At 70.0% G+C, this 13232-nt stretch carries 10 protein-coding genes, 1 tRNA gene and 1 pseudogene; 6 read left to right on the forward strand and 6 right to left on the reverse strand.

Going from position 1 to position 13232, the window contains the following annotated elements; genetic code table 11:
- The first annotated feature begins 138 nt into the window (after nucleotides 1-138).
- From ABZT04_RS27160 to ABZT04_RS27170, 3 genes are all read left to right on the forward strand, one after another.
- Nucleotides 139-2076 (forward strand): MFS transporter, encoded by a 1938-nt coding sequence (locus tag ABZT04_RS27160; RefSeq protein WP_356059600.1) that lies wholly within the window; start codon nucleotides 139-141, stop codon nucleotides 2074-2076.
- Nucleotides 2073-2465, forward strand: coding sequence for a DUF2267 domain-containing protein (locus ABZT04_RS27165; protein WP_356059601.1), 393 nt, complete (start codon nucleotides 2073-2075; stop codon nucleotides 2463-2465). Before ABZT04_RS27160 ends, ABZT04_RS27165 begins: the two co-directional genes overlap by 4 nt.
- Nucleotides 2466-3085: 620 nt before the next feature.
- Nucleotides 3086-3832 (forward strand): IclR family transcriptional regulator, encoded by a 747-nt coding sequence (locus ABZT04_RS27170; RefSeq protein ID WP_356059649.1) that lies wholly within the window; start codon nucleotides 3086-3088, stop codon nucleotides 3830-3832.
- Between the two features lie 7 nt (nucleotides 3833-3839).
- Here ABZT04_RS27170 and ABZT04_RS27175 read toward each other — a convergent pair whose 3' ends face one another.
- The 5 genes from ABZT04_RS27175 to ABZT04_RS27195 form a co-directional block, all read right to left on the reverse strand.
- Nucleotides 3840-4970 (reverse strand): aromatic ring-hydroxylating dioxygenase subunit alpha, encoded by a 1131-nt coding sequence (locus ABZT04_RS27175; RefSeq protein ID WP_356059602.1) that lies wholly within the window; start codon nucleotides 4968-4970, stop codon nucleotides 3840-3842.
- 87 nt (nucleotides 4971-5057) lie between these two features.
- A complete protein-coding gene (locus tag ABZT04_RS27180) occupies nucleotides 5058-6227 on the reverse strand; it encodes an FAD-dependent oxidoreductase (protein ID WP_356059603.1) in 1170 nt (389 codons plus the stop codon).
- Nucleotides 6224-6586 (reverse strand): bifunctional 3-phenylpropionate/cinnamic acid dioxygenase ferredoxin subunit, encoded by a 363-nt coding sequence (locus ABZT04_RS27185; protein WP_356059604.1) that lies wholly within the window; start codon nucleotides 6584-6586, stop codon nucleotides 6224-6226. The genes ABZT04_RS27180 and ABZT04_RS27185 overlap by 4 nt, the downstream gene beginning before the upstream one ends.
- 159 nt (nucleotides 6587-6745) lie before the next feature.
- Entirely contained in the window at nucleotides 6746-7831 is a 1086-nt protein-coding gene (locus ABZT04_RS27190) for an S-(hydroxymethyl)mycothiol dehydrogenase (RefSeq protein ID WP_356059605.1), read from the reverse strand.
- A 1121-nt stretch (nucleotides 7832-8952) separates the two neighbouring features.
- Nucleotides 8953-9813, reverse strand: coding sequence for a winged helix-turn-helix transcriptional regulator (locus tag ABZT04_RS27195; RefSeq protein ID WP_356059606.1), 861 nt, complete (start codon nucleotides 9811-9813; stop codon nucleotides 8953-8955).
- Nucleotides 9814-9913: 100 nt separating this feature from the next.
- Between ABZT04_RS27195 and eno the strand changes: the two genes are divergently transcribed.
- Nucleotides 9914-11197, forward strand: a complete 1284-nt coding sequence (gene eno / locus ABZT04_RS27200) for a phosphopyruvate hydratase (RefSeq protein WP_356059607.1) — start codon at nucleotides 9914-9916, stop codon at nucleotides 11195-11197.
- A gap of 76 nt (nucleotides 11198-11273) precedes the next feature.
- On the opposite strand, the gene ABZT04_RS27205 is transcribed toward eno, so the two are convergent.
- Nucleotides 11274-11347, reverse strand: a tRNA-Pro gene (locus ABZT04_RS27205).
- Nucleotides 11348-11509: 162 nt separating this feature from the next.
- On the opposite strand from ABZT04_RS27205, the pseudogene ABZT04_RS27210 reads away from it, so the two are divergent.
- Together ABZT04_RS27210 and ABZT04_RS27215 are read left to right on the forward strand one after the other, a co-directional pair.
- A pseudogene (locus tag ABZT04_RS27210) lies at nucleotides 11510-12216 on the forward strand (transketolase).
- Between the two features lie 65 nt (nucleotides 12217-12281).
- The gene (locus ABZT04_RS27215; RefSeq protein WP_356059608.1) at nucleotides 12282-13217 is read left to right on the forward strand and encodes a transketolase C-terminal domain-containing protein; all 936 of its coding nucleotides are present in this window, start codon (nucleotides 12282-12284) and stop codon (nucleotides 13215-13217) included.
- Nucleotides 13218-13232: the final 15 nt, after the last annotated feature.

The raw sequence follows: 13232 nt of genomic DNA on the forward strand, positions 1-13232 counted from the left end.
CCTCGCTGAGGAAGCGAAAGCGATGACCGAGAAGGCGACAGCGCAGCACAGTGACAGACCCTACGCAGAGCAGGCCGTTCCCGCCTGTTCGTTCACCCGCACCGTGGCACGGCCGCGTCTCGGAGAGGGAGGGACGTCATGACCACCACCTCCGAACTGGGCGTCGTCACCACGAAAGTCCCGGCCCGTCTCGACCGGCTGCCATGGTCCCGCTTCCACTGGCGGATCGTCGTCGGCCTGGGAACCGTCTGGATTCTGGACGGACTCGAAGTGACGATTGTCGGCGCGGTCGCCTCCCGTATGACCGAGCCGAACAGCGGTATCCACCTCACCAGCGCCGACATAGGAACCGCGGCAGCCATCTACGTGGCGGGGGCATGCGTCGGCGCCCTCCTCTTCGGCCGGCTCACCGACCGGTACGGGCGCAAGAAGCTGTTCATGGTGACCCTGGGCATCTATATCCTCGCCACCGTCGCGACCGCGTTCGCCCACGACGCCTGGTACCTCTTCCTGGCCCGCTTCATCACCGGCATGGGCATCGGCGGAGAGTACGCCGCGATCAACTCGGCGATCGACGAGCTGATTCCGGCCCGCAACCGGGGGCAGGTCGACCTGGCCATCAACGGCAGTTACTGGGTCGGGGCCGCGTTGGGCAGCCTGGCCGCGCTGCTCCTGCTCGACGAGGGTCTGCTGGCGGCAAACCTCGGCTGGCGGCTGGCCTTCGGTCTCGGCGGCATTCTGGGCCTCGGCATCATGCTGGTCCGCCGCCACGTGCCGGAAAGCCCGCGCTGGCTGTTCATCCACGGCCACGAGGAGGAGGCCGAACGCATCGTCGACCGGATCGAGGCCGAAGTGCGGCAGGAGACCGGCCGGCAGCTGCCCGAACCGACCGCGGCCGTCACCGTCCGCCAGCGCGACGTCATCCCCTTCACGGAGATCGCCCGAGCGGCCCTCCAGCGCTACCCACGCCGCGCCGTCCTCGGGTTGGCGCTCTTCATCGGGCAGGCCTTCCTCTACAACGCGATCGTCTTCGACATGGGCACGATCCTGAGCAGGTTCTTCGGTGTCGGCTCAAGCTCGGTCCCGTACTTCTTGACCATCTTCGCGGTCGCCAACTTCCTCGGCCCCCTGCTTCTCGGCCGCCTCTTCGACACCGTCGGCCGGAAACCGATGATCGCGGGCACGTACTTCGGCTCGGCCGCGGTCGCGGTCGTCCTCGCCGTCCTGCTGATCAACGGCTCGCTGACCGCATGGTGGTTCTTCCTGCTCATCTCGCTGACCTTCTTCATCGCTTCCGCGGGCGCGAGTTCCGCCTACCTGACCGTCAGCGAGGTCTTCCCCATGGAGACCCGCGCCCTGTCCATCTCGCTGTTCTTCGCCATCGGCACGGCTGTCGGCGGGATCACCGGGCCGCTGCTGTTCGGCCACTTCATTCACAGCGGCAACGCCACCCTCGTGGCGACCGGTTTCCTCATCGGAGCCGCGGCCATGGCGCTGGGCGGACTGGCCGAGGTCGTCTTCGGAGTCCGGGCCGAGCAGCAGTCCCTGGAGAACATCGCCCGCCCCCTCACCGCGGAGGAAGCCGAGGCGGACTGGCAACGGCAGCCGGTGCCGCGGGACGCACAGGACCAGTCGCTGCCCGCGGAGATCCGGCAGGCAGCGCACGAGCGGGACCGCCGGATCACCGACCGCACGGCCCGCCGCCGGGAACAGGAGCGCTCCGGGCTCCGAAAGTACCGCCCCGGCCCCGGCGCGGGGAGTGCCTTCTACTCCCCAGGCATGGCCGGCAGCACGGGCACGGCGAGCCGTACGTCCGCGATGGCCGAGCAGCACCTCGACGACGAGATCGAACAAGTGGCCCGGGCCCTTGAAGCCAGTGGCCCCACCAGCCGCGACCGGCTCGAAACGACCGTCAGCGGCCGGTCCTGGGGGCCCGGTCGTTTCCGCCGGGCCCTGCGGGAGGCGGTCAGGGAATCCCGCGCGAGGCGCCTGCCGGACGACGTCTACGCCCCGCCGGACCGACCCCACGAATCCGGTTCCCGAGCGGGGAACGGAGGAAAGCGAAGGTCACCATGAAATACGACGAGTTCCTCGCCCGGGTACGGGAGCGTGGGGAGTACACCGGCCAGGACGAAGCGGCGAAGGTCACCGAGGAGGTGCTGAGCGTGCTGGCGGGAAGGATCAGCCCCGGGGAGGTCGACGACCTCGCCTCGCAGTTGCCCGGCCCGCTCGAACAGGTCCTGACCGACGCCGAACGGCACCAGGCCGAGAGCTACGGAATCGAGGAGTTCTACCGCCGGATCGGTGAGCGCACCGGCGCCCGGCCCCGTACCGCCGTGTGGGACGCCAGCGCCGTGCTGACCACCGTCGCCGACGCCGTCTCCGGCGGCGAACTCAACCAGGTCATCAGCCAACTCCCCTCCGGTTACGCGGTCCTGTTCGGCAAGGCCGATCTTGCCGACTGAGACATTGTGACGCCGGGCGCACAGCGAGTGAGCCACGCACACTCATTGCGAGGATGGTTGCGCCGGTCTCAGCGCTTGCGAGCGGCACCACCGGTAAGCGGCAGCGCGGGCGATGGCCGGGCCTGGCAAGGTGAGTGGCACGACCTCGTCGGCCGACGGGCGGGATCTCGACCAGGTTCGGGCGGCGCCGTCGGCGGCGTGGTCGATGGCGCTGACCACGGTGGCCGGGAGGGGTCCCTCGGCCACCGCGGCGAGGTTCTGTCTCCGGTGGACAACTTCAAACCCCTGCCGTCCCTAGTCAGCCGCCTTGATCGCCTGGCCCCGACACGTGGCTCTCTCCGCAAGGTCTCAGCAGACGCAGGTCGTTGATGCATCCAACACGTCCCCATCAGCCATCGAGGAGGCCGACCGGTGCACAAGGAGTTCCGCCGACAGCAAGAACGCGACCGGAGGCCATCGGACCCCTCGCGCACGCAACGTGCGCGCCCCCGAAGGCTTCAACGACCGACCGCTGAGCCAAGGGTCACAACGCCCGTCCGGTTGTACCGCCCTGCGCGTATAGTTTCGCTGTGAGCAACTACAGTCCAGATACTGAAACAACAGGTTCGCAGTCCGGCGGAGTGCAGTCGGTGGACCGTGCCATCAGCGTGCTGGAGATCCTGGCCCAGCGCGGTGAGGCCGGGGTCAGTGAGGTGGCCGGTGAGATCGACGTGCACAAGTCGACCGCGTTTCGGCTACTGGGCGCCCTGGAGGCGCGTGGGCTGGTGGAGCAGGCGGGTGAGCGCGGCAAGTACCGGCTCGGGTTCGGGATCGTGCGCCTGGCCGGTGCGGTCACCGGGCGGATCGACATCACGCAGCAGGGCCGTCCGGTCTGCGAGCGGCTCGCCGAGGAGATCGGCGAGACCGTCAACATCGCCGTGATGCAGGAGCAGTTCGCGATCAATCTGTACGAGGTGCGCGGCCCCGGCGCCGTCACCGCGCACAACTGGGTCGGCGAGCTGACCCCGTTGCACGCCACCTCCAGCGGCAAGGTCCTGCTGGCCCACCTGCCCGCGAAGGAGCGCGCCGCGCTGCTGTCGGAGGCCGGCCTGAAGAAGGTGACCCCGCACACCCTGACCTCGAAGACCAAGCTGGAGAAGAACCTCGCCGAGGCCCGGGAGCGCGGTTACGCCTGGACGCTGGAGGAGTTGGAGCTCGGCCTGCACGCCATGGCCGCGCCGGTGCGCAACCGCGACGGCGAGGTCGTCGCGGCGGTCAGCGCCTCGGGCCCCGCGTACCGGTTCACCGAGGAGCGCCTGCACGAACTCGCCCCGGTCCTGGTCAAGGGCGCCGAGGAGATCAGCCACCGCATGGGCTACCTGGGCTGAGCCGGGGTCACACCTGCCCCATCCCCAGGCGCTCGTTCACCCAGTCGTGGAAGGCGCCGATGTGGTGCTCACTGGGCACCAGCACCCCGCCCTTGGCGTACAGCCGTGAGCTCATCCCGGGCTGGGTGCGCTCGCAGGCCTCGAAGTCCTGGCGGTTGACCCGGTCGAAGAGTTCCACGGAGCGGCTGACGTCCTTGCCGCTCTCGACGACGTGCGGGAGGTAGAGCCAGTCGCACTCGACGATCGTGCGGTCGACGGCCACCGGGTACATCCGGTGGAAGATCACGTGGTCGGGGACGAGGTTGATGAACACCTGCGGTTTGACGGTGATCGCGTAGTAGCGGCGGTCCTGGTCCTCGCTGACGCCGGGGATGCGGTCGAGTCCGGCCGAGCCGTCGACGGTGAATCCCTGGACCTCCTCGCCGAACTCGGCGCCGTGGCCGACGTAGTACTGGGCCGCGTAGCCGTCGGCGAACTCCGGTAGTACTTCGGTGAGTTCGGGGTGGATCGTGGCGCAGTGGTAGCACTCCATGAAGTTCTCGATGATGAGCTTCCAGTTGGCCCGGACGTCGTAGACGATGCGCCGGCCCACCGAGAGGTGCTCGATGCCGTAGTGCTCCAGCGACTCCACGTCGCCGAGCCGGGCGACGACCTCGCCGATGACGTCCTCGTCGAAGGAGGGCGGGTTCTCCGCCAGGTTGACCCATACATAGCCGAGCCATTCGCGCACGGCCACGCTCACCAGGCCGAACTCGGTGCGGCCGACGTCGGGCATCTTCGTGAGGTTGGGCGCCGCGACGAGCTTGCCGTTCAGGTCGTACGTCCAGGCGTGGTACGGGCATTGGAAGGCCCGTTTCACCTCGCCGGCCTCCTCCGTGCAGAGCTTGGCGCCGCGGTGCCGGCAGACGTTGAAGTAGGCGCGTATCGAGTTGTCGCGGGCGCGGGTGACGAGGATGCTCTCGCGGCCCACCTCGACGGTCCGGAAGGCGCCGGGCCTGGCCAGGTCGGCCGAGCGCACAGCGCAGAACCACATCGTCTCGAAGATGTGCTCCTGCTCCTGGGCGAAGATTCCCGGATCCGTGTAGGAGGAGCCGGGCAGGGTGGCGATCAGGCTGTCCGGCAGACTGGTCGAGGTCACAGTGCACTCCTCGGAGACTCGAGAACGTCGTAGAACGGACGGTCATTCACGCGCCGGAAGAGCGTCTCCGGACGACGTGGGTGGAGGTCAACTCGCCCTGGCGGCCAACTGCTTGCGCCACCGCGTGAACAGCCGCGGCTGGTTCATCGCGAGCACGGCGACCGGCTGCCCGGCACACCGGTAGACGGCGAGGAAACTGCGGTCGCCCGGGGCGCCCTCCTCGACGGTCACACTGTCGGCACCGGCCGCGTGACCCGCGAACTGGATCTTCACGCCGTACTGGTCCGACCAGAAGTACGGCGGCTTCGGCACCCCCGCCTCCACCGCACCCCACGACAGCAGCGCCGCCACGGCCGCGTCGGGCCGCTCCCGCGCCCCGGTCCAGTGCTCGACCCGCCGGTGCACCCCGGCCTGCGGGTCGTACCAGGAGGCGCAGTCTCCTACGGCGACCACGCCGGCGAGGCTGGTCCGGCCGTCCGCACCGCACTTGACGCCGTTGTCGAGTTCGACGCCGGAACCTTCCAGCCACTCGACGCACGGGCGCGCGCCCACGCCCACGACCACGAGGTCGGCGGGGACGGTCCGCCCGTCCTCCAGCAGGACCGCGTCGACGCGGGCCTCCCCGCTCAGCCCTTTCACCCCGACACCGCACAACAGCCGTACGCCGTGGGCCTCGTGGAGAGCGGAGACGACGCCTCCCATGGTCTCGCCGAGTGGTACCGCGAGGGGGGTCGGGGCCGCTTCGATCACCGTCACGTCCAGTCCGAGGACGGACGCGGTGGAGGCGACCTCGGCGCCGATGAAGCCGCCGCCGATCACCACCAGCCGTCCGCCCAGGGCGAGTTCGTCGCGCAGGGTGCGAGCGTCGTCCAGGGTGCGCAGGGTGTGCACGCCGGCCAGCCCGTCCGTGCCCGGCAGTTTCCGCGCCACGGCACCGGTCGCTACGACCACCCCGTCGGCCCGCACCTCGCGCCCGTCAGCGAGCCGCAACACCCGCTCCGTACCGTCGACTTGGAGTCCGACGGCACGGGAACCGAGCAGCCACTCGATCCGAAGGTCCTCATCGTCCGTCTCCAGCAGGAGATCGGCCTCACCGATCGTCCCGGCGAGGAACTCCTTGGACAACGGCGGCCTGTCGTACGGGCGATGGGGTTCGTCGCCGATGACGACGAGCCGTCCGTCGTAGCCCCGCTTCCGCAGTGAGCGCGCCGCCGACAGCCCGGCGAGCGAGGCGCCCACCACGGCGACGGTCCTCACGCGGGGCCTCCGGCGAGCCGGGAGGCGAGGCAGGGCGGTAGATTCGGGGCGTCCGTGGACGGCACGACGTAGATCATACCGTCCTGGACGATCACCTCGTGGGTACGCACCGGGCGCTTGGCCGGCGGGGCGTCGACGGCACCGGTCCGCAGGTCGAACTTCGAAGCGTGCAGCGGGCATTCCACCTCGCAGCCCTCCAGCCAGCCGTCGGCGAGCGAGGCGTCCTGGTGGGTGCACGTGTCGTCGATGGCGAAGACCTCGCCGTCGTCGGTGTGGAACACCGAAACCGGCGGATCGATGTCGAGCCGGTAGGCCTCGCCTCGCGGCAGATCCACGAGAAGGCACGCGGGAATCATCATGACACCTCGGTGCGTATAGCGAAACGGATTGCGGTAAGCGCAACGTCAGTTTGAGGGCGTCCCCAAACCGTTGTCAAGGCATCCAGAGGGCGGGTGAACCCCTGCGGGGTGTTGCTTTTCACGCAACAGCGTGCGCCGAGAGCAACAACGAGCCGGTCGTCAGAACAACACCACGGAACGCAGCACGTCGCCGCCGCGCATCCGCTCGAAGGCCTTCTCCACGTCCTCCAGCGCGATGGTCTCCGTGACGAACGCGTCCAGATCCAGCCGCCCCTGGAGGTAGAGGTCGATGAGCGTCGGGAAGTCACGGGAGGGCAGGCAGTCGCCGTACCACGACGACTTGAGGGCTCCGCCGCGTCCGAAGACGTCCAGGAGCGGGAGTTCGAGCTTCATCTCGGGGGTGGGCACGCCGACGAGGACGACCGTGCCGGCCAGGTCGCGGGCGTAGAAGGCCTGCTGGTACGTCTCCGGGCGGCCGACCGCCTCGATCACGACATCGGCACCGAAACCGCCGGTCAGCTCGCGGATCGCCTCGACGGGGTCTGCAGCCTTCGAGTTCACCGTGTGCGTGGCCCCCATCGAGCGGGCCTTCTCCAGCTTCCGGTCGTCGATGTCCACCGCGATGATCCGCGCCGCACCCGCGAGCCGCGCCCCGGCGATCGCGGCGTCACCGACTCCACCACACCCGATGACGGCGACGCTGTCCCCTCGCCCGACATTGCCGGTGTTGATCGCCGCACCGATACCGGCCATCACCCCACACCCCAGCAGCCCGGCGGCGGCAGCCGATGCGGCCCGGTCGACCTTGGTGCACTGCCCTGCCGCGACCAGCGTCTTCTCGGCGAACGCACCGATGCCCAGGGCCGGGGAGAGTTCGGTGCCGTCGAGCAGGGTCATCTTCTGCTGGGCGTTGTGGGTGTCGAAGCAGTACTGCGGATGTCCGCGCCGACAGGCCCGGCAAGTACCGCACACGGCACGCCAGTTGAGGATCACGAAGTCGCCGGGGGCAACCTCGGTGACGCCCTCCCCCACCGACTCCACCACACCCGCGGCCTCGTGCCCCAGCAGGAACGGGAACTCGTCGTTGATACCGCCCTCGCGATAGTGCAGATCGGTGTGGCAGACCCCGCACGCTGCGACCTTCACCAGCGCCTCGCCCGGGCCGGGGTCGGGGACGACGATCGTCTCCAGGCTGACGGGGGCGCCCTTCCCTCGCGCGACGACAGCACGGACCTGGTGTGTCATGGCCACTCCTCCGCTGGTAGGAGACCTGAGCAGAACGTTGCTCATTACGGCACGCTTCTCATGTGCCGCAACACAGCATCAGGGAGGGGCGAACAGGGGTCAAGGAGTCGGCACACGGATACGGGCACGGTCGACCGGGTCGTCTCGGCCTGCGGGCGCTGCGGCACACCCCGGAGCTGGCCGAACTGCCGTACGTGGCACATGGAGTCGGGGCTGACGGAAACACTGGGCGACGGTCCGCTGGTGGTCGCCGAGGCCTGCGCCCGGCTCTGGCGTGACGTGGCCGGCCCGGTGCTGGACGCGCTGGAGCTGACACCGGTCGAGCGCGCTCGGCCCGACCGTGATGGTGCACACCGGCCCGCCGGCCCTGCTGCTGCCGCCGCTGCGCGCGGCCCAGCGCTGCGACGCGCCCCTCGGCCGGAGGTCGACGGGGTGTCGGACCGGGTCGTCTCCTCGTACACCCCACCTGCGCGCGCTGGCCAAGGCCGGCGACGACGGCGGTGACCTCTTGTTCGCCTCGGTGCCGCGCGTGCTCGGGCCGCACCCGCCGGCGTTCGCCTGGGCGGAGATTGCGGCGATTCTCGACGCTGCCCGAGGACCCCGAAGGTCCTGCGAGGCGACAGAGCGATCCAGGAGGCGGCCACCGAGCGGCCGGCACGGCATCGCTGCTGGCGCTTCGGCGGGCACAGCAGACAGGACCTGCTGAACGCCGTGCGAGAGCGCCACGACGGATACCGGAGTGCTGGACGAGCCGCTCCATCTCGCGCCGAGCGCCAGATCGCCGACTACCGGCACACCGCGAAATCGGCGAAGCCGGCGGCGGTCTGCTCCGGGGTGTCGGCGAAGACCCACCAGACGAGTTGGTAGCGGCCCCTGCGGTCTTACCGATGCCGTCGAGGGCGCTGACTGCGGCGGTCTGCGCGGTAGCCTCCAGCAGTCACAGGTCCCGGGCCCGGCCGACGAACGGCCGGGGAGGTTACCCAACGGGGCGGGCAGCGCGAGGTGGATGGCGGCGGCCGCGCTTCCCCTGAAGCTCCCCCAAACCACGCACCTTTTCGTCAACCGTACTGACGTAACGGGCCGCTTGCCGACGCGGACGCGGCCTCAGACAACGGCCACGCTCAAGCCGCCCGAGCGCAGTCGGCGGCCAATCGCAGGCTCCGTTCCACAGCGTGCGGAATGTCGTTGACCGGAAACAGCGCGTGCCGCACCGTGCGTTCGGCATCGGCGACGAGGATCAGGCGCTTGTGTCGCAGGCGGCCCGCACCCCGGAAGGTGGGCAGCCTCAAAGCCGCCGCCAACCGGTGGGCGGCGTCGGACAGCAGGGCGTACGGGATGCCCTCCGAAAGGGCGAACTCCGCTTGCTCATCGACGAGTTGGGTGCTGATTCCGCGGATGTCCGCGCCTGCCTTCCGGAAGTCGGGCCAGGTGTCGCGGAAGAGGCGGTTCTCCAGCGTGCAGCCCGCGGCTCCGGGGATCGAGCCCCATTCGATTCCGGTGCCGGGGTAGGTGAACAGCACGGTCGCGGCGGCGTCCGGGGAGACCAGCGGCAGGTCGGCGCCCCGCACACCGGGCAGTTCGAGGTCGGGCAGGCGGGTGCCGACCAGGGCGTGGACGCGGGCGTGTTCGGCGCCGTCCGCCTCGGCGGTCGCGGTGAGGCTGCCGTCGCCCAGTACCCACCGGTCGCCCCAGTCCTGCATGGCGACTAGCAGCGGCAGCAGACCGGCGCCGGAATCGGTGAGCAGGTACTCGTAGCGCACGGGACGCCGCTGGTAGAGGCTGCGGTGCAGGACGCCGTGGGCGACGAGCCGGCCGAGCCGTTCGGTGAGGACCTTGCGGGACAGTCCGATCTCGGCGGCCAGCGCGTCGAAGCGGACATGTCCGCGGGCGACCTCGCGCAGCACCAGCACGTTCCACCAGTCCCCCAGGACCATGGCGGCCTGGGCGATGCCACAGGTTTCGTCAGCGTTGTGCATCCTCATGCGCCCATAGTAAGTTCCTTTTCGGGACTCACTTTGTTTCCGCATGGAACTTACCGCCCGCTTCTGTCCGACACGCGGGCCCAGCGCGAGGAGTTGCACCGTGACCGCCATCAGCCGGGTCGTCGCACGGGAGATCATCGACAGCCGGGGCAATCCCACCGTCGAGGTGGATGTGGAACTGGGGGACGGCTCGCTCGGCCGTGCCGCCGTGCCGTCGGGCGCCTCCACAGGGGCCCGGGAAGCGGTGGAGCTGCGGGACGGCGACCCAAGGCGCTTCCACGGCAAGGGAGTTCGGCGAGCCGTGGACGCCGTGAACGAGAGCATCGCGGACGCCGTGACCGGTCTGGACGCCGAGGACCAGGCGACCGTGGACCGCACGATGATCGAGCTGGACGGCACGGACACCAAGTCACGGCTCGGCGCCAACGCCCTGCTCGGCGTCTCCCTCGCCACCGCCAAGGCCGCCGCGGCCGCCCACCGACTGCCGCTGTACCGCTACGTCGGCGGGGTCGACGCGCGCCTGCTGCCGGTCCCGATGATGAACATCGTCAACGGCGGCGCGCACGCGGACAACCCGCTGGATTTCCAGGAGTTCATGATCGCCCCGATCGGCGCGGCCACCTTCGCCGAGGCCGTCCGCATGGGTTCGGAGGTCTTCCACACCCTCCGTAAGAGCCTGGTCGCCGCCGGCCACAGCGTCAACGTCGGCGACGAGGGCGGTTTCGCCCCCGACCTGCGCACCGCCGGCGAGGCCCTGGACTTCGTCGTACGCGCCATCGAGCAGACCGGCTACAAGCCCGGCACCGACATCACCCTGGTCATGGACCCGGCCAGCTCGGAGTTCTTCCGCGACGGCGTCTACGACTACACGGGCGAGGGCGTCCGCCGCACCCCCGCCGAACACGCCGACTACCTGGGCGAGTTGGTCGACCGCTACCCCGTCGCCTCCATCGAGGACCCGATGGCCGAGGACGACCACGACGGCTGGCGCGACCTGACCGCCCGCCTCGGGGAGCGCTGCCAGCTCACCGGCGACGACGTCTTCTGCACCAACGAGACCCTGCTGCGCGCCGGCATCCGCGACGGCATCGCCAACTCCATCCTGGTGAAGGTCAACCAGATCGGCACCCTCACCGAGACGCTGGCGACGGTCTCCGCCGCGCACCGCGCCGGGTACACGGTCGTCATGTCCCACCGCTCCGGCGAGACCGAGGACACGACGATCGCCGACCTCGCCGTCGCCACGGGCTGCGGTCAGATCAAGACAGGCTCGCTCTCCCGCTCCGACCGCACCGCGAAGTACAACCAACTCCTGCGCATCGAGGACGAGTTGGGCACCCAGGCCCGTTACGCGGGCCGGGAGGCACTGGGACTGCGCCACTGACACCGGCCCGGCTCACCACACCTGACACGCAAGAAGGGCCCCCGTAGGCTTTCGCCTGCGGAGACCCTTCACACTGTCGGGACGACAGGATTTGAACCTGCGACCCCTTGACCCCCAGTCAAGTGCGCTACCAAGCTGCGCCACGTCCCGTTGCCCATCTGACCTGGGGTTTCCCCTGGCCGAACGCGCATGCAAACAATACCGCACTCGCGTCGGTGATCGCGCACGCCTTTATGCGGGGCCGACCGGCAGCCGGCTCCCCGTGCGACAGCGCTTGACCTGAAGTTTGGTTGAGGTTGCACGATCGTTCTCATGACGATCACCACCGAACACAGCCGTCCGTACACACACGGCGACCTGCCCCGACTCATGGGGCTGATGACCGGCGACGAGAAACACGGTCCGGCGGCCACCTCGACGCTGGATGTGCTGTGGGTGCTCTACGACCGGGTGCTGCGGGTCGGCCCGAGCGGCTGGACGACCCCGAGCGGGACCGGTTCCTGTTGTTCAAGGGGCACGGGCCGATGGCGTACTACGCCGTGCTGGCCGCCAAGGGATTCGTGCCCGTGGAGTGGCTCGCGGGCTTCGGCTCGTACGACTCCCGGCTCGGGCATCACCCCGACCGGGTGCTGGTGCCGGGCGCCGAGATCGGCAGCGGGTCACTGGGGCACGGGCTGCCGATCGCCGTCGGGACGGCGCTGGGGCTGCGCGCCCAGGGGCTCACCGAGCCGCGGGTCTGGGTGCTGGTCGGGGACGCCGAGCTGGACGAGGGCAGCAACCACGAGGCCATCGCCTTCGCCGGGCCAGCCGGACTGGACCGGCTGCACACCGTCGTCGTCGACAATTCCTCCGCCAGCCACGCCCGGCCCGGCGGCATCGCCGCCCGCTTCGAGGCCGCGGGGTGGTCCGCGGTCACGGTCGACGGCCGTGACCACGAGGCGCTCTACGACGCCTTCACCGCGCCGCACCCCGGCCGACCGCAAGTGGTCGTGGCCCGGGTGGAGCCGAAGTCCGCCTGACCACGGCCCACTCAGCAATCCATCGAGCAATCCACTCAGCAGCGGCTCAAGAAGGGCTCCCTTCCATGGACACCATGCGTGACCGTTTCGCCCCGGTCGTCTCCCGGCTGCTCGACGAGGACCCGCGGGTCGCGGTCGTCCTCGCCGAGATCGGCAGGGACGCCTTCACGGACGCCCAACTCCGGCACCCGGACCGGGTGATCAACGTCGGCATCCGCGAGCAGCTCCTCGTCGGGGCGGGCGCGGGTCTCGCCCTGACCGGGATGCGCCCGATCGTGCACACCTTCGCGAGTTTCCTCGTCGAGCGTCCCTTCGAGCAGATCAAGCTGGACCTCGGCCACCAGGACGTCGGCGCGGTACTGGTGAGCGCGGCGGCCTCCTTCGACTGGCCCGCCGGCGGGTTCACGCACATGGCCCCGGGCGACGTGGCCCTCCTCGATACCCTCGACGGGTGGACCGTGCACGTGCCGGGCCATCCGGACGAGGCCGAGACCCTGCTGCGGCACGCGGTCGCCGCGGGCGACGACAAGGTGTACGTACGGCTGTCCGTCCAGTCGAACGCGGAGGCGCTACCGGTCGACGGCGCGCGTTTCCGCACCGTCCGCGAGGGCCGCTCCGGGGTGGTCGTCGCCGTCGGTCCGATGCTCGACGCCGTACTGACCGCGACCGAGGACCTCGATCTCACCGTCCTGTACGCCACGACCGTACGGCCCTTCGACACGGACGCGCTGCGTCACGCCACACGGACGGCCGGCGCGGACGTCGTCCTCGTCGAGCCGTACCTGGCCGGCACCTCGACGGCCGCCGCGAACGATGCGCTCGCCGACGTACCGCACCGCGTGCTCGGCCTGGGCGTCGGCCGCGCCGAACTCCGGCGCTACGGCACCCTCGCGGAACACATCACCGCACACGGTCTCGACGCCCGGACGCTGCGCGAGCGGATCGTCGGCTTCGTCGGGAGCGGGCGGACGGCTGCATCTGCGACTGCGACACGAGCCTGATACCTCGGCGCAGGC

Source organism: Streptomyces sp. NPDC005492 (genome assembly GCF_040605995.1).
Classification (GTDB): Bacteria; Actinomycetota; Actinomycetes; order Streptomycetales; family Streptomycetaceae; genus Streptomyces.

Excerpts from the sequence above, each read along its gene's own strand:
- ABZT04_RS27160 (WP_356059600.1), top strand. The coding sequence starts at position 139 with ATGACCACCACCTCCGAACTGGGCGTCGTCACCACGAAAGTCCCGGCC.
- ABZT04_RS27165 (WP_356059601.1), top strand. The coding sequence starts at position 2,073 with ATGAAATACGACGAGTTCCTCGCCCGGGTACGGGAGCGTGGGGAGTAC.
- ABZT04_RS27185 (WP_356059604.1), bottom strand. The coding sequence starts at position 6,586 with ATGATGATTCCCGCGTGCCTTCTCGTGGATCTGCCGCGAGGCGAGGCC.
- ABZT04_RS27190 (WP_356059605.1), bottom strand. The coding sequence starts at position 7,831 with ATGACACACCAGGTCCGTGCTGTCGTCGCGCGAGGGAAGGGCGCCCCC.
- ABZT04_RS27195 (WP_356059606.1), bottom strand. The coding sequence starts at position 9,813 with ATGAGGATGCACAACGCTGACGAAACCTGTGGCATCGCCCAGGCCGCC.
- ABZT04_RS27215 (WP_356059608.1), top strand. The coding sequence starts at position 12,282 with ATGGACACCATGCGTGACCGTTTCGCCCCGGTCGTCTCCCGGCTGCTC.